This is a genomic window from Pseudoalteromonas citrea (assembly GCF_000238375.3).
GTDB lineage: Bacteria > Pseudomonadota > Gammaproteobacteria > Enterobacterales > Alteromonadaceae > Pseudoalteromonas > Pseudoalteromonas citrea.
The window spans coordinates 379220-403393 of the sequence record NZ_AHBZ03000021.1 but is presented as its reverse complement, the minus strand read 5'-3'; the positions used below and the strand labels follow the sequence as shown (position 1 = coordinate 403393).

The 24174-nt window shown below is 43.4% G+C and carries 21 protein-coding genes; all 21 read left to right on the top strand.

The window, feature by feature from the left end; all coding sequences use genetic code 11:
- The first annotated feature begins 5 nt into the window (after window positions 1–5).
- The 21 genes from PCIT_RS13605 to PCIT_RS13500 all read left to right on the top strand — a co-directional run bounded on the left by PCIT_RS13605 (window position 6) and on the right by PCIT_RS13500 (window position 23912).
- Window positions 6–2039 carry a DUF4815 domain-containing protein gene (locus PCIT_RS13605; protein WP_010367970.1) on the top strand — a complete coding sequence of 678 codons (2034 nt, stop codon included), beginning with the start codon at window positions 6–8 and terminating at the stop codon, window positions 2037–2039.
- Complete coding sequence (locus tag PCIT_RS13600) at window positions 2036–3241, top strand: hypothetical protein (protein WP_010367968.1); 1206 nt, start codon at window positions 2036–2038, stop codon at window positions 3239–3241. The genes PCIT_RS13605 and PCIT_RS13600 overlap by 4 nt, the downstream gene beginning before the upstream one ends.
- 9 nt (window positions 3242–3250) lie before the next feature.
- The gene (locus tag PCIT_RS13595) at window positions 3251–3568 is read left to right on the top strand and encodes a hypothetical protein (RefSeq protein ID WP_010367967.1); all 318 of its coding nucleotides are present in this window, start codon (window positions 3251–3253) and stop codon (window positions 3566–3568) included.
- 9 nt (window positions 3569–3577) lie between these two features.
- Complete coding sequence (locus tag PCIT_RS13590) at window positions 3578–5056, top strand: hypothetical protein (protein ID WP_010367966.1); 1479 nt, start codon at window positions 3578–3580, stop codon at window positions 5054–5056.
- Window positions 5057–5065: 9 nt separating this feature from the next.
- Window positions 5066–5494 carry a hypothetical protein gene (locus PCIT_RS13585; protein ID WP_010367965.1) on the top strand — a complete coding sequence of 143 codons (429 nt, stop codon included), beginning with the start codon at window positions 5066–5068 and terminating at the stop codon, window positions 5492–5494.
- A gap of 4384 nt (window positions 5495–9878) precedes the next feature.
- On the top strand, window positions 9879–10796 hold the full coding sequence (locus PCIT_RS13580; RefSeq protein ID WP_010364439.1) for a baseplate assembly protein: 918 nt from the start codon (window positions 9879–9881) through the stop codon (window positions 10794–10796).
- Window positions 10793–11734 carry a phage tail protein I gene (locus tag PCIT_RS13575; RefSeq protein WP_010364441.1) on the top strand — a complete coding sequence of 314 codons (942 nt, stop codon included), beginning with the start codon at window positions 10793–10795 and terminating at the stop codon, window positions 11732–11734. Before PCIT_RS13580 ends, PCIT_RS13575 begins: the two co-directional genes overlap by 4 nt.
- A complete protein-coding gene (locus PCIT_RS13570) occupies window positions 11735–12292 on the top strand; it encodes a phage tail-collar fiber domain-containing protein (RefSeq protein WP_010364443.1) in 558 nt (185 codons plus the stop codon).
- Between the two features lie 22 nt (window positions 12293–12314).
- The gene (locus PCIT_RS13565) at window positions 12315–13121 is read left to right on the top strand and encodes a hypothetical protein (protein WP_010364445.1); all 807 of its coding nucleotides are present in this window, start codon (window positions 12315–12317) and stop codon (window positions 13119–13121) included.
- 2 nt (window positions 13122–13123) lie between these two features.
- A complete protein-coding gene (locus PCIT_RS13560) occupies window positions 13124–13375 on the top strand; it encodes a tail fiber assembly protein (RefSeq protein ID WP_010364447.1) in 252 nt (83 codons plus the stop codon).
- Between the two features lie 73 nt (window positions 13376–13448).
- Entirely contained in the window at window positions 13449–14051 is a 603-nt protein-coding gene (locus PCIT_RS13555; RefSeq protein WP_010364449.1) for a hypothetical protein, read from the top strand.
- Between the two features lie 2 nt (window positions 14052–14053).
- Window positions 14054–14758 carry a phage baseplate assembly protein V gene (locus PCIT_RS13550; protein WP_010364451.1) on the top strand — a complete coding sequence of 235 codons (705 nt, stop codon included), beginning with the start codon at window positions 14054–14056 and terminating at the stop codon, window positions 14756–14758.
- A 2-nt stretch (window positions 14759–14760) separates the two neighbouring features.
- Entirely contained in the window at window positions 14761–15060 is a 300-nt protein-coding gene (locus tag PCIT_RS13545) for a PAAR domain-containing protein (protein ID WP_010364453.1), read from the top strand.
- 31 nt (window positions 15061–15091) lie between these two features.
- The gene (locus PCIT_RS13540; protein ID WP_010364455.1) at window positions 15092–15427 is read left to right on the top strand and encodes a GPW/gp25 family protein; all 336 of its coding nucleotides are present in this window, start codon (window positions 15092–15094) and stop codon (window positions 15425–15427) included.
- A gap of 113 nt (window positions 15428–15540) precedes the next feature.
- Window positions 15541–16875: a phage tail sheath subtilisin-like domain-containing protein gene (locus tag PCIT_RS13530; protein ID WP_010364457.1), complete on the top strand. Its 1335-nt coding sequence runs from the start codon at window positions 15541–15543 to the stop codon at window positions 16873–16875.
- Window positions 16875–17384, top strand: coding sequence for a phage major tail tube protein (locus PCIT_RS13525; protein WP_010364458.1), 510 nt, complete (start codon window positions 16875–16877; stop codon window positions 17382–17384). Before PCIT_RS13530 ends, PCIT_RS13525 begins: the two co-directional genes overlap by 1 nt.
- A 6-nt stretch (window positions 17385–17390) precedes the next feature.
- Window positions 17391–17648 carry a phage tail assembly protein gene (locus PCIT_RS13520; RefSeq protein WP_010364460.1) on the top strand — a complete coding sequence of 86 codons (258 nt, stop codon included), beginning with the start codon at window positions 17391–17393 and terminating at the stop codon, window positions 17646–17648.
- Between the two features lie 389 nt (window positions 17649–18037).
- On the top strand, window positions 18038–22216 hold the full coding sequence (locus PCIT_RS13515) for a hypothetical protein (RefSeq protein ID WP_010364463.1): 4179 nt from the start codon (window positions 18038–18040) through the stop codon (window positions 22214–22216).
- Window positions 22216–22668 carry a phage tail protein gene (locus tag PCIT_RS13510; protein ID WP_010364465.1) on the top strand — a complete coding sequence of 151 codons (453 nt, stop codon included), beginning with the start codon at window positions 22216–22218 and terminating at the stop codon, window positions 22666–22668. The genes PCIT_RS13515 and PCIT_RS13510 overlap by 1 nt, the downstream gene beginning before the upstream one ends.
- A gap of 9 nt (window positions 22669–22677) precedes the next feature.
- Window positions 22678–22893: a tail protein X gene (locus PCIT_RS13505; RefSeq protein ID WP_010364467.1), complete on the top strand. Its 216-nt coding sequence runs from the start codon at window positions 22678–22680 to the stop codon at window positions 22891–22893.
- Between the two features lie 8 nt (window positions 22894–22901).
- The gene (locus tag PCIT_RS13500) at window positions 22902–23912 is read left to right on the top strand and encodes a phage late control D family protein (protein ID WP_010364469.1); all 1011 of its coding nucleotides are present in this window, start codon (window positions 22902–22904) and stop codon (window positions 23910–23912) included.
- Window positions 23913–24174: the final 262 nt, after the last annotated feature.

Here is a 24174-nt window from a genome sequence, read left to right as displayed (position 1 = left end):
CGACTATGACAGAGTATATAAACAATGCCTTAGGTGACGAATATTACCAAAGCTATGACAAAGATAAGCAGTATCAGCAATTGTTGTTTAGGGCCGGAAAAGGGCTACAAAGCCGTGAGCTAAACGACTTACAGTTACAGGTTAGCCAGCAAGTAAAAGGGTTGGGTGATGTACTGCTAAAAAATGGCAGTGTGGTATCGGGTGGTGCCATAGCGGTAGATGCCAGCAAAAAAAGGGTGCAGTTAGGCGATGCACAAGTTTATTTAAATGGTGAGGTACAGACTATTGCAGCAGCGCAGTTGCCTATATCGCTCAGCGGAAAAGAGAGCGTGGGGGTGTGGTTAACGCGCACGGTGGTTACTGAACTCACCGACCCAGACATGCTAGACCCAGCAGGCAAAGACTCGCCCGTTATTGCCCAAAACTTTAATGAACCGGGTGCAGCGCGATTAAAAGTGACGGGGCATTGGGGTAAAAGTGACACGCCCAGTGAACTTAACGACGCCGAGCAAAGTGAGTTTTATACGGTCTATCACATCGACGATGGCCATGTATTACAAAATAGTGGTACGTCTAAGCAAGACCCAGTGACCTTGGCATTGGCCCGGTACGATCGAGAGTCGAACGGCGGCAGTTATGTGATTGAAGGGTTGGCACTGCGCTACTTAAAAACACACTCTGTTGATGAGGTTACCAAGCAGTATTTTAGTGTGCAAGAGGGTAAAGCGCACATTAATGGCTATGAAGTAGCGTTTGATACGGCAGTGTCGGCTGCGTTTGATATTGTGCCACAAGAGCGTGAAATATCGAATGAGCCGACCAACTTTGTGCCCAATGAACAAGGCAACATGGACATTCCGTTCGACTTTTTCCCTGTAAAGCGCGTTGAACAGGTTGTTGTTACTGCGCAAAAAACCGTACAGATGACGCGGGGAAGTGAGCAAGGTGGTAAAGACCTATTACCCGATCTAAGTGTAAAACGCATAGTGTCGGTCACTCAAGGTGACACAGTATATAGTCAAGGCATTAGCTTTACCTTTACGGGCAATGATATTTCATGGCAATTAGGGGGCGAAGAGCCCGTTGTTGGCAGCACGTATTTTGTAGAATACGAGTACAATGTTGATATACCTCATTCGGCATTGGTAAACAGCGAGACGCACTACACGGTAACGCAACAGTTACCTGATGGCGGCCAAGTGATCCCCGAAACAGAAATACGGGTAGATTATACCTATTTCATGCCTCGTATAGACTTAATTGTGATCAACGCACGCGGTGAAGTGACATGTATTCAAGGTGCTTCAGCCATACGCAACCCAGTTAAACCACAAGTGCCAGAGCAGCATTTGCCTTTGGCATTTGTACACCAAAGATGGGGAAATACCCTACCGCGCATTGAGCTTGCCGCGATTCAAGCGGTAAACATGGCCGATATGCATTATATGCAATCACAGATCAGCGATTTATACCATTTGCTGGCAATTGAGCGTTTACGCAACGACACCAACATTCAAGACGCAACCAGTAAATATGGGGTGTTTGTAGACCCGTTTTTAGACGATGATTTACGAGATGCCGGGCGTGTACAAAGCGCAGCGATCATTGATGGTGAGCTGCTGTTGCCTATTGATGTGGAAGTTGATGCACTTAATCAAACCAGTGAGGCTAAGTTATTACCTTTTGAACTTGAAGACATCTTAGTACAAACCAGCCAAACGGGTAGTATGAAAGTGAACCCGTATCAAGCGTTTGAACCAGTACCAGCTAGGGTAACCCTTACCCCAAGTGTTGATCATTGGACTCAAACACAACAAGTGTGGTCGAGCCCAATTACGCGGCGGTTTACCCAAGGCGGCGGGCGAATTCAACGTATTACCAGCCGTGTGACCGTTGAGCGGGTGGGCACGCAAGTTCAGCAAGTTGAGTTTTTACGCCCTCGCTCGGTGGCATTTACCCTCAAAGGCTTTGGCCCAAATGAACAATTAGAGTCAGTCACATTTGATGGCATTACGGTGACTGCGGAGGCAACATCATGATAAAAGCCAATCAGCAAGGAGAAGTTACAGGGCGTTTTACCATTCCAAGTAACATTCCGGCAGGCAGAAAGCGGGTAGAGTTTACAGGCGCGGGTAAATCAAACGGCAGCGCGGTTTATACCGGCAGTGGCACCATTCGTGTTGAAACCATGCGCCAAGTAAATACCTTAATTACTCAGCGCTACGACCCACTCGCACAAACTTTTACCCTTGAGCAAAACCGCTTTATTGCGGCGGTGGACTTATGGTTTAAAGCCAAAGGCCCAGAAGCGGTACAAGTACAAATTCGCGAGGTAGTGCAAGGTGTGCCAACGCAAAACGTACTTGCGCAAACCAGCGTAGATAGTGCTGACATCCACCTAGGTGAGCAATTTACACGCTTTAGTTTTACGCCAGTGTACTTATTAGCCGGTCAAGAATACGCCATTGTGGTATTAACCGATGGGGCTGAGCACGAAGTGGCCATCTCAGAGCTGGGCCAATTCGACGCGCAAACAGGCTGGGTGACCAGTCAGCCTTATCAGGTGGGAGTATTACTGTCGTCGAGTAACGCCAGTACTTGGACGCCGCATCAAACGCGCGATTTAACCTTTAGGTTGAAAGCCGCCAAGTTTACTGACACAACGCAAACACTAGATTTGGGGAGCGTGAGCGCTGAGCAAATTACCGATGTAATGGCGTTGGCTGTTGTGCAGCGGCCTAGTGCCAACACCGATGTTGAATTTACCATTAGCAGTAATGACAGCGCGTTTAGCACACAAACCTTGCAAGAATGGCAGCCAGCACAATTACCCGCGGCCTTTACGGGGCAATTAAGCGTTAAAGCCCATTTGAGCGGTAGCCAAACATTGAGCCCCATACTGTTTGCCGATAGCCAATGCGCCAAAGGCGTTGTTACTCCCTCAGCCGATTATATTTCCCGTGCGATTAATTGCCGTCGAGGCGGGCAGTTTACTGTGAGCTTTGAAGCGAATTTACCCACCAATGCCACCGTGAACGTGTTTGTTGAAAAGCAAACAGAGAGTGGCTTGAGCTGGGCTAAGTTAGAGGTGGATGCAGTGCAAGAGTTGGCTGACAGTTGGCAGCAAATAGATTGCCGGTTAACGAATATCGAACAAGACAGTATACGTGTAAAACTGGTACTCACTGGCACCGCGTCAAGCAGGCCAAGAGTGCGTAATTTGAGGGCGTTTTCAACCTAAGGAGGGTCTATGACTGTAGACAATAAAACCCCACATCAACAATACCCACTGCCACACCCAACCAATCAACTTGACCAAGATGTGTTAAGACTCGCCGAAGCGCTAAAAGCCGTTGATAGCAATGTATATGCACTACTGCAAGCCGATAAAAGCGCCAACGAAGCCAGAGAAATGCTTAAAAAAGCACTAGAGGAAAACGATGAAACCCTCGACGCTAAGCTAACCACCCTTGAAGACAAGCACGAAACCCAGGTTGAAGCATCCACAAAACAAGCACGTAAACACAAGCTCAACCAGTTGTTGGGCGAATCAATTTTTCCACTATAAGAGGATATTATGGCAACAATACAAAATGCCGTACAGGCCATGGTTGATAAACTGGTTGAAGGAGTAGACGCAAAAGCGCTGTCGCCTGAAGACCAAACATTGATCACCAATGCAATTTCTAAACTCAGCAACAATGCAAGGTTAGAGCAAGCGCTCCTCGCAGTTGCAGAATCCCATTTAGATGTTGCGACCGGTGAGCTTCAGCAAGCATTGACAGATGGCACCAATGCGATGAAAAATTCAGATGCGCTGTTAAAAGGGAGTAATGAACTTTTAAAATCCCATTCCTCACAATTAAGCCATATTGATTCGATGGAATCAAAAATCAATACGATAATAACACAGCAAGTCCATAGGGCTGCGAGCGAGGCAAAACCTTTATTCGGGTTGACGAGAGTTGAAAGTCAGGGGACTTCTAGCTCTGCTCGAACAACCGCTATTTTTGCTATATACGATAGCTCAGGTGAAACTAATGCGGTGCGGCCATGTGTCGTTGCTGGTTCAACCCATAAAAAAAATAAACTTGAATACCTTACGTTGAGCAAGGACGGAAGGAGCAAAACAGTGCATCATAACCCAGGTGTTTATGAGAATACGTTTGTGCAAAATCCCACCGATAAAATCTATTCAAAAGGTTCAAGCGCAATACTTCCACTTGGATTAAGTACAGATCATAACAATATTAAATATGAAATTGTATTTAATTCGCAAAGTCAGCAAAGCGCTGAGGTTACCCATTATAAAGGGATTTTTTGTAAAGAAGTTACGTTTAATTCGTTTACTCGACCTAAAAAAAACCTAAACGCCAGAGATAAATGGGGAGTTAAAACTACCACAGACCATACTCATTCACATACGGGCGTTTTGTATGACAATATTAAGCATTGTTTGGTGATGGTTGATGATGCTAACTCAGTCATTGTTGAAAAATACCGTGATAAAAATGTCGTGACAAACAGAACCATTACCTCCGAAGCTGAATACCAGCAATACGTTGATGCGGGAGACTTTACCTGTGTTAATTTTATTGCTCATGTTCTTAATCACCCTTTCGGTAATGCGAGGCATATTGGCGCATTAGCAGATTCATATGAAATGGCTATGGCAAACGAGGATCTGAGTTATTATGGCTATTTCGGTATTGAAAATAACGTTGTAAAAATGGGGCATGATCGATATAGCGCGCATTATAGGTTTACCGAAGAGAATAAACTTGAACCGCTTAATTATTATTTTATGAGTAACTCATCAGCGAGAAGTTCAACTCATTTAGCAGGCCAAGGTGAGGTAACCGTTGCTCTACAAAGTATGTTGGGTGAATTATTAGGTATGTATCAATATAAGTCAAAACCAGACAGTAACAATACAAGTGGTGGGTTACTTGCGATGGCGATTAACTGTATTAACCCTTATTCAAATGTTGGTTTGTTAAACGAATACCTTATAAATAGCCAATATGGTATAGGCCGAACGTGTCGAGCATTTTAGGAGTAAGTTATGAATTGTGTTTATAGTGAAAGTAAAGGGATGTGTATTGACGGACATTTTTGGTTAATACATCCAAGAACTGGTGAAAAGTGGAGCAGCGAGAGTGTTGCTGAGTTTATTGCGCATTATACGCCTGAGTCCATCGATGAGTTGGCTTTAATAAGAGCAGATATTATTTCTCAAATTAAAAGGACCGTTGCGAGTCGTTTAACCAGTGAGTATTGGCGAGTTCAGCGAGCGCAAGAGCGTCTTGAAATTGCTAAATTGACTTTGGATGATTCATTAGTGACAAGTGCGACTGAGCATTTACAATTTGAATTGACTGCACGTGAAAACTTGCGTCAGGCTAGCAATTTAGCTGAATTAGATGTAGCAGACATAACTGACATCAATGAATTAAACTTATTTAACTTTATCCCAGAAGAGTATATGGGTTAACGGTCAGCATTGACCTGTTTCAAACCGTAAAATTCGCTAATATACGCCTATGCTAGACAACAAGCTCAAAAGGGTTTGCAGCTAGCATAGTGAGCTGATTTGAAGGTTTGCTAACACATCTAACTTGTCCAGATAAAGCCGGTTTAGTTGACTTTTAAAGTCGCACTAAATCGGCTTTTTGCTTTTGGGTGATAAGGGCTCCGAAAAGCATTTTTTGTAAGAGTGCGTATAACGCAAAACCTAAAGTCTAAAGCCTAAAGTATAAAACCTTCGTCTCCCTGAACTTGATTCAGGGTCCATGAGTTTTTGAGCGCTGGTGTTAAGTTACACACGGGCGTTAATACAAAGATGGATCCTGACCTTCGTCAGGAAGACTAGGGTGTGAAGTTCAGCGTTTGTATTTCTCTCTTACATCAATAAAAAACATTCAAAATGGTTTGCTACGGCGAATTATTCTGAATGTTTTTAATGGGTCAGCATTGACCTGTTTCAAACCGTAAAACTTAATGCAAAGATGGATCCTGACCTTCATCAGGAAGACCAGGGTGTGGTGCGAAGTCTTATAAATAAGTCATCATTTGAGTAAGTACTTAGATAATTTAAACCACCGTCTCCCTGAACTTGCTTCAGGGTCCATGTGTTTTTGAGCGCTGGTGTTGAGTTACACTCGGGCGTTAATACCAAATTGGATCCTGACTTTCGTCAGGAAGACCAGAGTATTGTGCTAGGTATTACAATGTAGTGGTCATCACTATTTAAGAAGAATTCATGTGGTTACAAATACCGTCTCCCTGAACTGGTTTCAGGGCCCATGAGTTTTGAGCTGTGGTGTTAAGTTACACACGGGCGTTAATGCAAAGATGGATCCTGACCTTCGTCAGGAAGACGAAAGAGTGTGGTGCGAGGTATTATAATAAGTCATTATTTGAGTAAGTACTTAAGTAATTTAAACCACCGTCTCCCTGAACTTGATTCAGGGTCCATATGTTTTTGAGCGTTGGTTTTAAGTTACACACGGGCGTTAATACAAAGATGGATCCTGACCTTCGTCAGGAAGACGAAAGAGTGTGGTTTAGCGTTGAACTAGCTCTTAAATTGGGCAATAAAAAAACATTCAAAATGGTTTGCTACGGCGAATTATTCTGAATGTTTTAAAAGGGTCAGCATTGACCTGTTTCAAACCGTAAAATTCGCTAATATACACCTATGCTAGACAACAAGCTTAAACGGGTTTGCAACTAGCACAGTGAGCTGATTTGAAGGTTTGCTAACACATCTAACTTGTCCAGATAAAGCCGGTTTAGTTGACTTTTAAGTCGTACTAAATCGGCTTTTTGTTTTGGGGTAAGTTTCGTCATTGAAGGCATAAACCACCGTCTCCCTGAACTTGATTCAGGGTCCATGTGTTTTTGAGCGTTGGTTTTAAGTTACACACGGGCGTTAATACAAAGATGGATCCTGACCTTCGTCAGGAAGACCAGAGTATTGTGCTAGGTATTACAATGTAGTGGTCATCACTATTTAAGAAGAATTCATGTGGTTACAAATACCGTCTCCCTGAACTGGTTTCAGGGTCCATGAGTTTTGAGCTGTGGTGTTAAGTTACACACGGGCGTTAATGCAAAGATGGATCCTGACCTTCATCAGGAAGACCAGGGTGTGGTGCGAAGTCTTATAAATAAGTCATCATTTGAGTAAGTACTTAGATAATTTAAACCACCGTCTCCCTGAACTTGCTTCAGGGTCCATGTGTTTTTGAGCGCTGGTGTTGAGTTACACTCGGGCGTTAATACCAAATTGGATCCTGACTTTCGTCAGGAAGACCAGAGTATTGTGCTAGGTATTACAATGTAGTGGTCATCACTATTTAAGAAGAATTCATGTTAATTTAAACCACCGTCTCCCTGAACTTGATTCAGGGTCCATGAGTTTTTGAGCGCTGGTGTTAAGTTACACACGGGCGTTAATGCAAAGATGGATCCTGACCTTCATCAGGAAGACCAGGGTGTGGTGCGAAGTCTTATAAATAAGTCATCATTTGAGTAAGTACTTAGATAATTTAAACCACCGTCTCCCTGAACTTGATTCAGGGTCCATGAGTTTTTGAGCGCTGGTGTTAAGTTACACACGGGCGTTAATGCAAAGATGGATCCTGACCTTCGTCAGGAAGACGAAAGAGTGTGGTTTAGCGTTGAACTAGCTCTTAAATTGGGCAATAAAAAAACATTCAAAATGGTTTGCTACGGCGAATTATTCTGAATGTTTTAAAAGGGTCAGCATTGACCTGTTTCAAACCGTAAAATTCGCTAATATACACCTATGCTAGACAACAAGCTCAAAAGGGTTTGCAGCTAGCATAGTGAGCTGATTTGAATATTTGCTGACACAATCCCAACTTGTACTATTTAAAGCTGCCCATGTGTTTTGAGCGCTGGTGTTAAGTTACACACGGGCGTTAATGCAAAGATGGATCCTGACCTTCATCAGGAAGACCAGGGTGTGGTGCGAAGTCTTATAAATAAGTCATCATTTGAGTAAGTACTTAGATAATTTAAACCACCGTCTCCCTGAACTTGCTTCAGGGTCCATGTGTTTTTGAGCGCTGGTGTTGAGTTACACTCGGGCGTTAATACCAAATTGGATCCTGACTTTCGTCAGGAAGACCAGAGTATTGTGCTAGGTATTACAATGTAGTGGTCATCACTATTTAAGAAGAATTCATGTGGTTACAAATACCGTCTCCCTGAACTGGTTTCAGGGTCCATGAGTTTTGAGCTGTGGTGTTAAGTTACACACGGGCGTTAATACAAACATGGATCCTGACCTTCGTCAGGAAGACAAGGGTGTGGTGCGAGGTATTATAATAAGTCATTATTTGAGTAAGTACTTAAGTAATTTAAACCACCGTCTCCCTGAACTTGCTTCAGGGTCCATGTGTTTTTGAGCGCTGGTGTTGAGTTACACTCGGGCGTTAATACCAAATTGGATCCTGACTTTCGTCAGGAAGACCAGAGTATTGTGCTAGGTATTACAATGTAGTGGTCATCACTATTTAAGAAGAATTCATGTGGTTACAAATACCGTCTCCCTGAACTGGTTTCAGGGTCCATGAGTTTTGAGCTGTGGTGTTAAGTTACACACGGGCGTTAATGCAAAGATGGATCCTGACCTTCGTCAGGAAGACGAAAGAGTGTGGTTTAGCGTTGAACTAGCTCTTAAATTGGGCAATAAAAAAACATTCAAAATGGTTTGCTACGGCGAATTATTCTGAATGTTTTTAATGAATTCATGTGGTTACAAATACCGTCTCCCTGAACTGGTTTCAGGGTCCATGAGTTTTGAGCTGTGGTGTTAAGTTACACACGGGCGTTAATGCAAAGATGGATCCTGACCTTCATCAGGAAGACCAGGGTGTGGTGCGAAGTCTTATAAATAAGTCATCATTTGAGTAAGTACTTAGATAATTTAAACCACCGTCTCCCTGAACTTGATTCAGGGTCCATGTGTTTTTGAGCGCTGGTGTTGAGTTACACTCGGGCGTTAATACCAAATTGGATCCTGACTTTCGTCAGGAAGACCAGAGTATTGTGCTAGGTATTACAATGTAGTGGTCATCACTATTTAAGAAGAATTCATGTGGTTACAAATACCGTCTCCCTGAACTGGTTTCAGGGCCCATGTGTTTTGAGCGCTGGTGTTAAGTTACACACGGGCGTTAATGCAAAGATGGATCCTGACCTTCATCAGGAAGACCAGGGTGTGGTGCGAAGTCTTATAAATAAGTCATCATTTGAGTAAGTACTTAGATAATTTAAACCACCGTCTCCCTGAACTTGCTTCAGGGTCCATGTGTTTTTGAGCGCTGGTGTTGAGTTACACTCGGGCGTTAATACCAAATTGGATCCTGACTTTCGTCAGGAAGACCAGAGTATTGTGCTAGGTATTACAATGTAGTGGTCATCACTATTTAAGAAGAATTCATGTGGTTACAAATACCGTCTCCCTGAACTGGTTTCAGGGCCCATGTGTTTTGAGCGCTGGTGTTAAGTTACACATGGGCTTTAATACAAAGATGGATCCTGACCTTCGTCAGGAAGACTAGGGTGTGAAGTTCAGCGTTTGTATTTCTCTCTTACATCAATAAAAAACATCCAAAATGGTTTGCTACGGCGAATCATTCTGAATGTTTTTAAAGGGTCAGCATTGACCTGTTTCAAACGGTAAAAACCGGTAATATATACCTAAGCTGGTTAATCAAAGAAAAGATATACAGCGTTGTTATTAATGAATAAATAATAACTCGTTTTACATAGATTCCAACTCCACCAATTGAGCCTACACACTGTGTAGGCTTTTTTATGGATGCAAATAAAAGGTGCTTAAGATGAATATGTTTAATCTACTCGATATGTCAAAAGTACCATTGCCTGATAGCATCACGGTGTTGGACTATGAACAAAAGCTTAAAGCGCTAAAAGAAAAGCTATTAGCAAAACACCCTGAATTTTCTGATGCGCTAACTTTAGAATCAGAGCCATTGGCCATCATGCTAGAAATGATGGCGTATCAAGCTTTGTTATTTGACGGCAAAGTGAATGATGCCATAAAAGGTAATATGTTGGCGTCGGCGACAGGTAATGATTTAGACGCTATTGCGGCGCGATATAATTTATCTCGCCAAGCGGCGAGCTCAAATATTCATGAAAAAGAAAGCGATACGCGTTTTAGGCGTCGTATTCAAATGGTATTTGAAGGATTAAACACCGCAGGAAGTAAGCAAGCATATCAGTTTCATGCATTATCGGCAGACCCGCGGGTAAAAGATGTGTATGTACATAGTCCGCAACCTTGCGTTGTGGAGCTCACCGTATTGAGCCATGAAGGGCACGGCTTACCCTCTACAGAATTAGTTGAAAAGTTACGCAATCATTTTGGTTTATTGCCCGATGGCAGTGGGCCAAGTGAAGAGGCGTCAAAAGTGAGGCCATTGGGCGATAAAGTGTCGATTTTTACCCCAAATGTTGTGCCGTATCATATTGAGGTTAACTTGGTAATTGCACCCGGGCCTTCGGCATCAAGTGTTGAAGCGACGGTTAAAGCCGCGCTTGACGAATATAGTGCACAGCAAACATTACTAGGGCGAGACATTAGCCAAATGGGGCTATTTAGTGCCATTAATCAACCGGGTGTTGAAAAAGGCCAAGTAGTAAGCCCAAGTAACGACATACAGGTATCTGCTGATTCAGTCGCACATTGCACAGGTATGGTGATTAATGCATCGGTGCGCCGAGGTGATGAATGAGTGACTTGAAAGCGTTACCCGACTTGCTGCCACACAATGCGTCACTGTTGATGCGCTCACTTGCTGAGTTATTAACATACCCTGATAAATCACAGTTATTAAAACACATTTGGCATCCACAGGACTGCCCCGCAGAGCTATTACCTTGGCTTGCTTGGGCGTTGTCGGTAGATGATTGGAATGATGCGTGGTCTGAACACACCAAACGGCAAATGATTGATGATGCGTTCGTCGTCCATCAGTTTAAAGCCACACCGTTTGCCTTAAAAAAAGCGTTAGACAGCTTAAATATTGAAACCGACATTCATGAATGGTGGCATCAAATCGATGCGCAGCCCGGCACCATCGTGGTAAACGCGATGGTGAACGAAAACCTCGATAGTAACGAGGAAGGGCTCCTGACCAAAGCGATGCTTGCGCAAGTAAAACGCATTATTGATACCGTTAAACGCGCTTCTATTCATGTTGAAGTGCAGTTGGGTATTTCGTTAAAAGAACAATTTGGTATGGGAATACATGCCAGCGCAGGGACGGGATTACTCTCCAAGGAAGGCGTCTTCAACGGAGTAAGGCCAGATGCAGGGTATATTGATTTAGCCGCGTCGCTTAATGCTCAACCTGGTATTGGGGCTTTGCAACAACAAGGCGACTTTAACGGTGTGACACCGGATGACACTGAGGCAACGCTTGGCGCTGTACTAGCAGGTCAAAAAGGGATTGGCGCGTTAGAACATAGCCTTGATATGACGGGGGTAGTGCCAAATGCAATGGCCGCAGGTTTAAACTTATATGGTTATGGCCAAGTGAATATTGCAGCAATGGAGGCGCAAGCGAGCTGGAAAGGTGTATGGCCTGAGTCAGGTACTGCTACTACTGTGGTGTCAGCTGCATTATCTCAACTTCAACTTACTTATTTTACTCTACAAGGAGCGACGTAAATGTCTGCATTAACCTTGCAATTTACTCAAGCTGGTTTAGACGCGTTAATGACCGCCACACAGCGCGGCTTTAAAGGCAAAATCAGCCATATGGCATTTGGTGACAGTGACTACACACCAGATAAAACTCAAACAGCGCTTAAAGGCGAAAAAGAACGGGTCGCCATTGCCGACACTGATTATTCTGATGGCGAAGGCAGCAGCTTAAAAATAGCAGGTAAGTTTGATGCGCCGATTGAATATGCGATTCGCGAGATTGGAGTATTCATTGAATCACCAAACTATAGCGGTGAAGGTGAGCCTGAGCTGATTTTATTGGGAGTGTACTCAAAACCAAACACCACGTTAGGGTACCGTACACCCGATGTAAAAGTACTCCAGTGGCTAACCTTATCGTTGGCGCAGCTACCATCAGAGAGTGTTGAGGTAAAAGTCGGCGTTGATAATCTGAACCTGATTGTAGATAGAGAATTGGCCGATATGACCTTGGTTCAACTCAACACCATGCAACGGCAAATTGAACAAGAGCTGCGTTTAGTCGCACTTGAACAAGCTTAGTCTTTAAAGTTAAGGAAATACTATGTCAAATCAAGAAAAACCGATGAGCCAAAGGCTCACGGACGTGGTGGTCGCCGCCGACAACCTAACGCAAACCGTACAAGATAAAATTGGCAATATTGATGCTACTGTTGCTGCAAAATCAGCAGAGGTTGATCAAAAAATCGCAAGTGCAGAAACAGAGTTTAATAATTGGAAAAATTCAATTGTAGAAACAATTAATGGCCTTAATGTAACGAAAGTAGGTAATGAAAAACACTTTTCATTTGAGCGAATACTTAGTGCAGGAGGGTACACTCGCGAAGCTGATGGTTCTGACGCAGATTACCCATATTGTGCAAACCCTCAACCTCCATATTACATTAACATGTTGGAGTTTAAGTCAGGAACGAACCACCTTACATATGGTGATTATGGAGACTACTTCAAAATTGAATTTATGATGTGTCACCGAGGTATGTTTGCAACAGAGGGATATACAGATCACTTAATATTTACAGGGACTTCTTACCAAGACTCCGTTGCCTGTCAGCTAGAAGTTAAGAAAATAGCGAATGACAGCAGCTTAAGCGTATTTATTTCAGAGCCAAATAATCTAGAAAAAGAAATACCGCTAACGAATGCTATGGAAGGGACGATTTTACCTGTTTCATATCGCTCGATTGGACAAGGATACAACCAAGGCTTTGCGAGAGTATCGTTAAAAATAGATACACGTCCGCATTGTGGCTCAACTCGCGCTATTTCAGTTGATACAAAATACACGTCGCACTTAGGTCAGCCCGCTGTAAATTATATAACGCAAGAAAAACCGACATGGGAGCAATAATCATGGAAAAAGATTTAAGTTCATTAGAATCGCAAAAGCCTCTTGAAGATATCTTAGAGTTTGGCAAGTGGTCAACGGTTAAGGCTATACGAGATGCCAATTTAAAAGCGACAGATTGGTATGTTACTAAAAGCCAAGAAACGGGTGAGGTTTTAACTGAGGAATTTAAAAGCTACCGTCAAGCATTACGTGATATTCCTCAAACATATACAAACCCCGATGAGGTTGTTTGGCCAGTAAAACCAGTAATGTAAGTAACCCCTTCGGTCGTATCGTCCGCCCTAAATTTCCAGCCATACTGGCTGAGCTTTTAATCAGAGAATCACTATGAATCAACGTAGTACCCTAGTACGAAAGGTACTTGAGTGCCTAACGTCTGGACTTGACGGTATCGCTCAGGTAGGGCTGTTAAAGCCGAGCATGCCGTATCCAGATTTAACGCAAGTCGCGCAAGTATGTGTGCAAGTCTTAGCTGAGCGTCAAGCCAGTGAGTTGCAAGCAAAAGGCGCCGATGCTGGCGTCACTTATGGGCCAACTTCAAATAAGAATTTGAGTCCTAACCCGCTCGATAGGCGGGTATTAACATTGCAACTGGACTTAGAAGTAGAGCAGGCCGGCAGTGATGCACTACTGACGCGTTTAGATGGGGTGATTGAGCGATGTGAAGCGCTGATGCAGGCGGACGATATGGCCACTCCTTGGCAGTTTTTTATTCCGTACAATATCGACTTTGCGTTTACTAAACAGCCGAGCAGTGTGATTGGTAAAGCGACGTTAACTTGGCAGTTTTATTACCAAGTTGAGATTGTGGAAGTGTGTGATTTACCGCCTATCAGCGAAGTATATTTAGGACCTGAAGGGGGTGAACATTGGCTTATTGCAAAAACCCCAGCAGCGGTTGAGACGCCATCAGGCAGTGGGAGTGCTTAATTATGATAGCCAACCCATTACAAACCAATTTAGCCCAAGCCGACATGCAGCATCGGCTCGCTAAGTTAATTTCGTTAGGTACTGTGAATGAGGTGGATTACGAAAAAGCGCTAGTTAGAGTCACCATTGGTGATTGGTTAACCTCTTGGTTGCCTTGGCTTACAGCGCAAGCGTTTAACGACTTAACTTGGCAAGCCCCTGAAGTGGGCGAGCAAGTGGTGGTATTGGCCCCATGCGGTGACTTAGCTCAAGGGGTGGTGTTAGGGAGTTTATATCAAAAAGGACAGAACCTTGAAAAAGTGGCCAATGACGTTGCAAAAGAGAGTCGTCAACACGTGCAGCGTACTAAATATAAAGATGGTTCCATGGTCGAATACGATCGAGAAAAGCATCGTTATTTTATTGATATAAAAGGTGAAGGCGCAACCGTAGATGTTGTTTCAGCCGGAACATTGAATATTACTACTGAGCAAGATATCACTATTCACACAAAAACCAGTGCAACGGTTAATGTTGACAAAGATGCGACGATTGCAGTTAAAGGTAATGCAAAAATTACGGCTGATAAACAAATAGATGTTGCTGCTAAAGATAAGCTGTCACTTTCTGGATCCGAGGTGAAAATAGAATCGAAATCAGGAGGGATAGCTGTAAAGGCGGCGGCAGTTTTAAAATTAAATGGCTCTAAAATTAGTGCTCAGGAGTAGTTATGCCTGCAATTTCACTAGACGGTGCAATGACCAATGTACATGTTGGTTTTTTACCTGGAAAGGCCAGTGCGACACAGAGCAGTTTCACTGTTGCAGGTAAGCCTGCATTAAGAAAAGGAGATCCTATTAGTAGTCATTCATTGATTATGGATCCCAAAGTAAAGCATGCAGGGATGAAAATAGCGATGGGCGCGGGTAGTTTTACCATTGCAGGTAAAGCAGTCGCAAGAGTCGGGGACTTAACATCATGCCTAGGTATGTTGGCTCAAGGAGAGGGCAGCTTTTCTGTCGGTGGCTAAGCATTTAGCAGCTAAATGATAGGTGATGAATATGATAGGCATGAATGCCAAAACAGGTCAGCCCCTATCTGGGGTTGAACATTTAAAACAAAGTATTACAGATATAGTAACGACCCCTCTTGGTAGTCGTGTTATGCGCAGAGATTATGGCTGTGGCTTATTTGATTTATTAGATAGCCCATTTTCGAACAGTTTAGTAGGTGATATTACGCTTGCTATCTCTAATGCGTTAGAGCAGTGGGAGCCTCGCTTCGAGCTCGAAGAAGTCGCCGTTCATCCAGAAGGAAGCGGCAAGCTTTCAATTGATATTAGCGGCTTATATTTAATTAATGGTGAGCCAGTGCTCATCGAAGGTATTCAAATTTAAATCAGGATCTTATGACCCTATTTTGGTAAGTAAATCCTAACTTTTAACTTTAAAAAGCCACGCTCAGCGTGGCTTTTTTGTTTCTAACTGACATACCCTTAAAGGAGATTCATATGTCAAAATTTCTACATGGTGTAGAGGTAATCGAGGCGCAATCAGGCACTCGTCCAATTAAAACAGTAAAAAGCTCAGTAATTGGCTTGATAGGTACAGCGCCTTTTGCAGATGAAGACGCGTTTCCTTTAAATACGCCAGTATTGATTGCTGGTAAGCGCGCTGAAGCAGCAAAGTTAGTTAACCCTGAAAATGCGGATTTTAAAGCGCGTTTACAGACTTTACGCGCTGCGGCACTTGCTAAGGCAGTGACTGATTTTAAAGCTGCTAATGGCGATGTTGAGCCGACGGCTAATGAACTGAAAGCATTAACAGATAAAGTTGAAAAAGCAGTTGATGATGTCGAGTATGACCTTAAAGGTACGCTAGTACCGGGTGTTGACGGTATTTTCGACCAAGCGGGCGCAGTAATTATTGTTGTGCGTGTTGCTGATGGTGAGGAAACGGCTGTTACTCAAAACATCATTGGTGGCGTTGCGTCTGACGGTTCATTCGAAGGTATGCAGGCATTCCTTGGTGCTGAATCAGTTGTGGGTGTTGCACCGCGCATTTTGGTTGCACCAGGTTATACGCATCAGCGTAAAAATGGTGAGAAAAACCCAGTTGTTACCGGTTTAGTTAGTATTGCTGAGCGTTTACGTGCCGTTATCATTGCTGATGGGCCAAATTCTGATGACGACGCAGCAAAAGCATACCGTAAAGACTTTGGTTCACGCCGAGTATTTGTGGTTGACCCAGCAGTTAAAGTGTTCCGTGATGGTAAATCAGTTGTAGAGCCAGCCAGTGCGCGTGTTGCAGGTATGATTGCAAAATCAGATAACGACCGTGGTTTCTGGTGGAGCCCAAGTAACACCAATATGAATGGTATTGTGGCAACAGCTCGCCCAATCGATTTCCAACTAGGTGATGCAAATGCTCGTGCTAACTTACTGAACGAAAACGAAGTAGCAACAATCATTCGTCAAAACGGCTTTAAGTTATGGGGTAACCGTACGTGTTCTGACGACCCTAAATGGGCGTTCTTATCAGTTGTTCGTACAGCTGACATGATCAACGATTCACTACTACGTGCTCACATGTGGGCAGTTGACCGTAACATCACTAAAACATACATCGATGATGTTGTACAAAGTGTACAAGGTTACCTTGATAGCCTTAAAGCACAAGGTGCAATCTTGGGTGGTGAAATTTGGGCTGATGAAGAGCTAAACACACCAATCAATATTCAAGCCGGTAAAGTGTATTTCAGCTTTGATTTCACGCCACCAACACCAGCTGAACACATTACATTCAAAAGCATCCTTACTAACAACTACCTAGAGGAAATCGTATAATGTCAACATCTCCTAAAATTCTAAAAAAATTCAAATTATTTGTTGATGGTAAAGGCTACCTTGGTGTCGCAGATGAAATTACATTACCAAAAGTAGTCGTTAAAACACGTGAAGTGACATCAGGCTTTCAAGCGCCAATTGAACTCGATGTGGGCCAATTAGAAAAACTTGAGGGTTCTTTTACATTACTAGAGTATAACGCTTCAGTGATGAAACTATTAGGTGAGTGGGGCGGAGACCCAACGCCTATCGTAGCTCGAGGCGCTATTCAAGCACAAGGTGAAGCACCTGTACCTGTTAAAGTTACTCTTACAGGCTTCTTCAAAGAAGTAGATATGGGTAATTGGAAAGATGGCGAAGAAGCTAATCTAACCATGCAGTATACGGTTCAAAAATACAAATTAGAAATTGGCGCTGATGTGATTTATGACATTGATTTATACAATGACGCTAGAATCATAAACGGCAAAGATCATATGGCCGCACTACGCGCAGCAATTGGAGCTTAATAAGTTATGACAGATATCATTAAACTGACTTTCCCAGTCACGGTCGACGCGCATGAGTATGCAGAGCTTAAAATGAGACGACCAAAGGTACGTGATAGATTAATGGTAGACAAAACGGATTTGAGTGAATCAGAAAGCGAAATTCGTTACTTCTCACACTTGTGTGAAGTGTCTCCAGATGTAATTGAAGAATTAGACTGGAGTGACTTTGTCAAACTAAGAGAAAAGCTACAGGCTTTTCTCGTATCCCGCCCAAGCGCTTAAAAGCCATGGTTATAGCCCTCGCAAAATATACCGGGTGGGGCTTACAAGAATTAAACGGCTTAACTGAACCAGAACTTTGTGACTGGTTTGAAGCGGCCGTTGACTATAAAAATGAAACGGAGGCAGGTCATTGACCTGCCTTTTTACTGCTAAATTCAATACCTTTTCTAATAAAAGGCTAAGCAAAATCGCAATCGCTCATCTTAACAGCTTAACGAGTTAAATACTTAACGCATTGTTATTTCGCATATCTTTTTCAATTCTACCGGCCCTCGGCCCATTATTTCACGCTTGTTATTTCAGTTATGTACGCGTCTTGCTATTGAAGCAGGCAGGTTTACTGGCAGGCAAGTATTCAGCTCACTTCTTTGCATCTCCCAGGTATAGCTATGAAACGTCACGGATCATCCGATCAAAAACGCGGTGCGAAAAAAAAATCTCCCGCAGTCAGTAAAAAAAAGGCGAATACAGCCAATAAAGTTAAAAATAAACTACCTAAGGTTCAGCAAAATCAAGCCGATTCGGCAAAAGAGCTCGGGCAAGCTGTACAAAGCATGAAAGCCTCAGGTGCCATACTTAAACCTAACTCAATTGCGCCTATTTTAACGCAATTGGCCAAGTTTAACCTTAATCAGGTCATGGCCGATAATGGCAATGTACTTAAGCAGCAACTGCTTAGTTTAAGTAAAGCAGCGACACCGAATAGTGGAAATAATGATGCAATACAGGCATTAGAAAGTCAGAAAAACGCAGCACAAGCAAAAGCACAAGTGGCAACATCAGCGGCGGTAACTGATTTGTCAGCACAGATGAGCCAAGGAGCTGATTTATCACAGGCGATAGCCGGGTTGAGTCACCATGTTAAAGGGTTAGACTTTAGCGACTTTCAACATGTGGTAAAACAAGATTTATCTGGGTTACAGCAAGCACTGCCAGAGCTTTCTAACTCGGTAGATATTGCGGGTTTAACTGATGTGATTGCCCAGCATAGTGCCGCATTTTCAGCCAGTGGGGGTGAGCAAGCATTATCTCAGCAACTCGACTTATTAGCGTCGACTGCACCGCAAGTTCTAGATGCGTTGAATATGCCTGAAGCGGCGGAGTCACTTAAAACGGGGTTGGCGACTTTTAACCAGCTCGATATCCCAAGTATGATGGATGGCGACCTGTCGAGCTTAACTGCCACAGCACCACAAGTGCTAGAGAATATGGGATTCGGCCAAGCGGCCAATATGGTGGGTAAGGCACTGCCAGTGCTCGATAAGTTAGATGCTGGCGCAGTATTGCAGGGCGATTTAAGCTCTTTGGCAGATGCAGCTCCCGCTGCACTTGATGCGTTAAACATGCCGCAAGCGACACAAACAATCGAGAACATGTTACCTGCATTGCACAGCATTGATGCCGGTGCCATTATGCAAGGCGATTTAAGCTCGTTAAAAGACGCAGCCCCAGAGCTCATAAAAGCAGTGGATATTGACGCGCTTAATCAGTCGATTGCGCAAAATATTCCGGCGCTCTCTCAGCTTGACTTGGCGGGCGTTGTAGAAGGGGATTTAAGCAGTTTATTAAAGACGGCCCCCGATATTTTGCGAACGGCCGACTTTGGCGGTGCAGCTGATGCAATGCAAACAGTTATGCCTGCATTGCAGCAGTTAGACATGAAAGGGCTTATGAATGGAGATTTAAGTTCTTTAAAAGATGCCGCTCCTGAATTGATAAAAACCCTTGATTTAGATGGTATACACCAGTCAATTACACAAAGAATACCTGCGCTAGAGCAGTTAGATTTAGCTGGTGTTGCACAAGGTGATTTAAGCAGTTTACTCGATACGGCTCCTGATATTTTGCGCTCGGCTAATTTTGGTGGTGCCGCAGATGCAATGCAAACGGCATTACCCGCGCTTAAGCAGCTAGATCCACAGGGTATTATGAGCGGTGACTTATCGTCGCTTGAAAAAGCTGGGCCAGAATTACTACGCAATTTTGATTTTGGTGGAGCGGCAGATGTGCTTGAACATGCCATGCCCGCTATGTCAAAACTGGACATGAATGGCTTAATGCAAGGCGATTTAAGCTCATTGATGGACGCCGGACCCGATGCATTACGCGCGTTCGGTTTAGGTGATGCAGCAGACAAATTTGGCCAAGCACTGCCAGCACTGAAACAACTTGATATGAAAGGGATCGCCAGTGGCGATATTTCAACATTATTAGACGCAGGCCCAGGCTTATTAAACTCGTTAGGGTTAGAGGGCGCTGCGGGCATGATGGAGTCGGCCTTACCTGCGTTAAAACAGCTTGATGTAAAAGGCATAATGGGTGGAGACTTAGACTCGTTACTCAGTGCTGGACCTGATTTACTCAATGCCTTTGGTTTTGAAGGTGCCGCTTCGTTTATGCAAGATCACGCAGCGACGTTGGCGAAGTTAGATTTTAAAGGGATTTTAAAAGGCGACTTATCATCAATAACGGGTGCATTACCTGACTTACTTGACGGGTTTGGTTTAGGGGGGATTGCCGATATGTTCTCGGGCGGGGAAGCTGAGACTGACTTTGAAGCCCCTGACGAAGAAGAGAAGGAAAAAAAGAAAAAGCCTAAAAAACGCAAAAATAAAGGTGGTAAAAAAGGCAACCGACGCAATAAAAAAGGTCGTGGTAGTAAAGGCAAAGGGCGAGACGCTCAACGAGAAGATGATCTCTCTGATGAGAAAAAGTCACCCAAAAGCAATAAAAAGCCATGGGCAAAAGACAAGCCTTCTAAAACAAAGGGGCCAGCCAAGGTAAAAACAAAGCCGGCAAATAAGCCAAAATTTTCTGTTATTGATGGTGGTTTGTCAGACGCTGATAAAAATCAGCAGGCGAAGAAACCACCATCACAGACCCAAGCAAAAGCAGCGAATACTAAGGCGTCGAATACAAAATTGGGTAAACCGATGGCGGCCAATGACCCGATTTTCAGTAAACCGAAAAAAGGGTTGTTTAAAGGAAAAGGGCTCATTAAGGGGATCACCAGAAGCCCGCTAGGTAAACTATTTGGCCGTTTGGCTGCACCGGTGACGGCAGCGATGGGTGTTATGGATGTGGCGTCAACCTTATCTGATGATAGCCTAACAAAACAGGAAAAATCAGAGCAAGTTGGACAGGCTGCAGGCAGTGCCGGTGGTGCTTTAGCTGGTGCCGCAGCGGGTGCCGCAATTGGTTCAGTGATCCCCGTGTTTGGTACTGCGATTGGTGGCATTGTTGGCGGTGCGTTAGGTGCCTTTGGTGGTGAATCATTAGGCGGTATGTTAGGTGGCTGGTTTGGCGGTACGTTAGACGAAGACGAAAGTAGTAATAAGACAGCTGAAAATGTCACTAGCAATGTACTTGAGTTCAAACAACCTCAGCCAGAACAGGTTCAAGCAGCCACAGTTAAACCCTCAACTTCACTAGAAAACGGCAAAGCAGATAGCAAAGAACAGAGTTCATTGCTATCTGATGTGTTGTCGGGTGCTAGTGTTGGGTCAGTTCTACCAGGTTTTGGACCGGTGTTTGGCGGGTTGGTCGGAGGTATCTCAAGCTTATTTACTGATAAAAAAGAAGTGCCTGCATTCAGTAAGAGCGATAAGCCAGCGATAGACGGCTTTTCCGACTCACATACCACACACTTACGTTATTCGGGAGCCGTCGACGGTTTAAACCTGGCAGGTGAATACGCCAAACATTCAACATCAGTCTTCCCACCGATGGCAGATGTTCGCTTTTCATCTAGTGATTTAAAGCATGATGACCAAGGAAGTGAGCGTAAACCAGAGAGTGCTGAAAAATCTCAAAATACAAGTTATGCCGATATGGGGCTTAATTTTGTAAAAGACCATGTTATTAATGAGTTTAATGCATATACAGGTAGTGCAAAAATTCTTGAAGAATCAGCTGGTATTGTAAATGGGCCTTTCAAAACAATGGCAACTGCTGGGGGTTTTGTTGGGCATGCTCTTAATGCCCATACTGTGTATAAAGCAGCAACAGATGACTCCCTAACGACTCCTGAAAAAGCTGAAAAAATAGGTGGGACTGTTATTGGGGCAGGTGTTGGGGCTGGGGTAACGAGTGTCATATCACGCTTTGCACCGCTGCTTAAACCTATCGCTCCTTTGATTGGTCTCGGAGCCGGGAAAATGGCGACTAAGTATGGTGGTCAAGCGTCGGGTTTCCTTGCTGAAAAATATCCTGCATTAGGTGAGGGGGTAGGCGAATTTACCACAAAATATAGTAATTTAGCCACCGGTTGGCTAACTGATACGTTCTTCCTTGGCGACAACGTACAAAAAAGTGCGGAAATGGGGCCCCTTAATGTTAAAGCTGCTGATTTAGTTACCAGTGAAGCAAGTGCTCTGACTAATAATAGGCAAAAAGGTACAGGATCTTTGGAGAATAATAGTGTCACCGTTAATGCAAACATTACTGTAAATGCGGCTCCTAATATGTCAGCCGTTGATATCGCAAAGCAAATTAAAGATGTCCTTGAGCAAAAAGAGCAAAGTGCCATGAGAGATTTACGAACTAGATACATAGATGAGGTAGCTTAATGCCTAAAGCAAGCAAGAAATCGCACATGATGCAGCTGGGGACGTATAAGTTCTCAGTTGGCGGTGCCGCATTTGAAACGTTGAAGTTTAGTTCGAAGTACCGGTGGATTGAACAAGATAGCCAAACTAGCGGCGATGAAAACCCTATAAAACAATTTAAAGGGTCTGGAGAGCAGACACTGACCCTAGATGGCACAATTTATCCTCAAATTGTCGAAGATGGCCTTAGGCAGGTAAGTAATATGCGTAAAGAGGCAAGCAAAGGTAAACCTCTTAAGCTCACTTATGTTCAAGAAAGTGGTAAATCTAATTTGAGTGTTGGACGAGTGCTAGGTAACTGGGTAATAGAGTCTATTGATGAAGAGCGAATGCTGTTCTTGAATGATGGAATTCCACGAGAAATTAAGTTTTCAATGGTGTTGAGCCGCCGAAATTGGCGACAAGAAAAGTGAGGTGAGTAAATGAAAGGGGTTACTTATATTACTCGTTATGGCGATTGTTTAGACAACATATGTTGGCGTCATTATGGCCGCAGTATAGGTATGGTTGAGCTTGTTTTAGAATCAAATCATGGCCTTGCCGAAAAGGGAGCTATTTACGCTCAAGGTGTTGCTATTTTTTTACCCGAGGTAATTGAAAAGCCAGTTTCTAGCAATGTTATTAACATCTGGGATTGAATTAGATTATGGATATACAACCTCAGTATTCGATTAAAACAAACGGTAAAGAAATCGCAGATATTTTAAAAGAGCGGTTAGTTGAAATCAAAGTAAGCCTGAAGACTGGGTTACAAAGTGATACGTGTTATGTGCGTTTTGATAACCTTGATAGTGCACCTATACAGGAACCTAAAGCGACCGATACAATTGAGGTCGCGTTAGGTTATAAATCAGAAAGCTCAGATAAAAATGGTAAGTTATCCCCACTTGGCCTATTCGAAGTTGGTGAATACAGTGTTACTGGCCCAGTGCGTTCGTTGGAGCTATTTGGAAATAAAGTGCTTTGGCATACTGCATTAAAAGCACCTCAGCAAAAGTCTTGGCCCAAAGATCCAAAAACGCCCCAAAAATTAGGGGATTTAGTGTCTGAAATAGCCTCAAATCATGGTTTAGATCCAAAGGTAGGCCCTGAATTTACCAGTGTAGAGTTACCACATATTGAACAAAATGAAAGTGACATGCAATTGCTGAGTAAACTGGCCGAACAGTACGATGCTATTTTTAAAGTCACTTATGATAAGTTGATTTTTATGGCTCGTGGGACGGGTAAATCTCTTTCAGGAAAGGCATTGCCAGAAATTAAACTTGATGTTCGGCAATTACTGTCTTGGCAGTTTTTGCAAAATGCATATCGTGAAGTTGGTGAAGTTAAGGCCTATTTTTATGATATGAATGAGGCAAAACGTAAGCAGGTAAAAATCGGTGGCGGCAAGCCCTCTACGGTACTTGCGTATGTTTATGCAAATGAAGCATATGCAACCCAAGCGGCGAAAGCAAAGCAGCGCAGATTAAATCGTGCTGCTAAATCAATTCGGGCTAAAATCATTGGCGACCCAAGTATTTCTGCAGGGACCGTGGTTAAAATAGTCAACACGCAAACGAAGGTTGATGGTAAGTGGTTTGTAAGTGAGGTTGATCATTGTATTAATAGCGAAGGTTTCACATCTTTCCTATTATGTGAGCAATTGGCCTCGTGAGCTATTTCAATTATTTTCTTATCCGATAAAAAAATATAACAATCTACGTTTAGCTTCATATCCGCGCAAAGCTATATTTTTCATGATTTTTTAAAGGCTTAATATCACTTTAAGCCTTTTACGCTCTACTTTTTACATTCTGAATATATTGAATTTTAGCGCGCTACAGCAAATGTTTGTCGCGCGCATACCCTTCTTCTATACATCCTACCTAGACACTCCTTTCTCCATATAGGCTATCCTCGTTTGCAAAAACGGGCTC

What these genes read in the sequence shown, in the direction of transcription:
- PCIT_RS13605 (WP_010367970.1), top strand. Translation starts at nt 6, where the DNA reads ATGACAGAGTATATAAACAATGCCTTAGGTGACGAATATTACCAAAGC.
- PCIT_RS13600 (WP_010367968.1), top strand. Translation starts at nt 2,036, where the DNA reads ATGATAAAAGCCAATCAGCAAGGAGAAGTTACAGGGCGTTTTACCATT.
- PCIT_RS13595 (WP_010367967.1), top strand. Translation starts at nt 3,251, where the DNA reads ATGACTGTAGACAATAAAACCCCACATCAACAATACCCACTGCCACAC.
- PCIT_RS13590 (WP_010367966.1), top strand. Translation starts at nt 3,578, where the DNA reads ATGGCAACAATACAAAATGCCGTACAGGCCATGGTTGATAAACTGGTT.
- PCIT_RS13585 (WP_010367965.1), top strand. Translation starts at nt 5,066, where the DNA reads ATGAATTGTGTTTATAGTGAAAGTAAAGGGATGTGTATTGACGGACAT.
- PCIT_RS13580 (WP_010364439.1), top strand. Translation starts at nt 9,879, where the DNA reads ATGAATATGTTTAATCTACTCGATATGTCAAAAGTACCATTGCCTGAT.
- PCIT_RS13575 (WP_010364441.1), top strand. Translation starts at nt 10,793, where the DNA reads ATGAGTGACTTGAAAGCGTTACCCGACTTGCTGCCACACAATGCGTCA.
- PCIT_RS13570 (WP_010364443.1), top strand. Translation starts at nt 11,735, where the DNA reads ATGTCTGCATTAACCTTGCAATTTACTCAAGCTGGTTTAGACGCGTTA.
- PCIT_RS13565 (WP_010364445.1), top strand. Translation starts at nt 12,315, where the DNA reads ATGTCAAATCAAGAAAAACCGATGAGCCAAAGGCTCACGGACGTGGTG.
- PCIT_RS13560 (WP_010364447.1), top strand. Translation starts at nt 13,124, where the DNA reads ATGGAAAAAGATTTAAGTTCATTAGAATCGCAAAAGCCTCTTGAAGAT.
- PCIT_RS13555 (WP_010364449.1), top strand. Translation starts at nt 13,449, where the DNA reads ATGAATCAACGTAGTACCCTAGTACGAAAGGTACTTGAGTGCCTAACG.
- PCIT_RS13550 (WP_010364451.1), top strand. Translation starts at nt 14,054, where the DNA reads ATGATAGCCAACCCATTACAAACCAATTTAGCCCAAGCCGACATGCAG.
- PCIT_RS13545 (WP_010364453.1), top strand. Translation starts at nt 14,761, where the DNA reads ATGCCTGCAATTTCACTAGACGGTGCAATGACCAATGTACATGTTGGT.
- PCIT_RS13540 (WP_010364455.1), top strand. Translation starts at nt 15,092, where the DNA reads ATGATAGGCATGAATGCCAAAACAGGTCAGCCCCTATCTGGGGTTGAA.
- PCIT_RS13530 (WP_010364457.1), top strand. Translation starts at nt 15,541, where the DNA reads ATGTCAAAATTTCTACATGGTGTAGAGGTAATCGAGGCGCAATCAGGC.
- PCIT_RS13525 (WP_010364458.1), top strand. Translation starts at nt 16,875, where the DNA reads ATGTCAACATCTCCTAAAATTCTAAAAAAATTCAAATTATTTGTTGAT.
- PCIT_RS13520 (WP_010364460.1), top strand. Translation starts at nt 17,391, where the DNA reads ATGACAGATATCATTAAACTGACTTTCCCAGTCACGGTCGACGCGCAT.
- PCIT_RS13515 (WP_010364463.1), top strand. Translation starts at nt 18,038, where the DNA reads ATGAAACGTCACGGATCATCCGATCAAAAACGCGGTGCGAAAAAAAAA.
- PCIT_RS13510 (WP_010364465.1), top strand. Translation starts at nt 22,216, where the DNA reads ATGCCTAAAGCAAGCAAGAAATCGCACATGATGCAGCTGGGGACGTAT.
- PCIT_RS13505 (WP_010364467.1), top strand. Translation starts at nt 22,678, where the DNA reads ATGAAAGGGGTTACTTATATTACTCGTTATGGCGATTGTTTAGACAAC.
- PCIT_RS13500 (WP_010364469.1), top strand. Translation starts at nt 22,902, where the DNA reads ATGGATATACAACCTCAGTATTCGATTAAAACAAACGGTAAAGAAATC.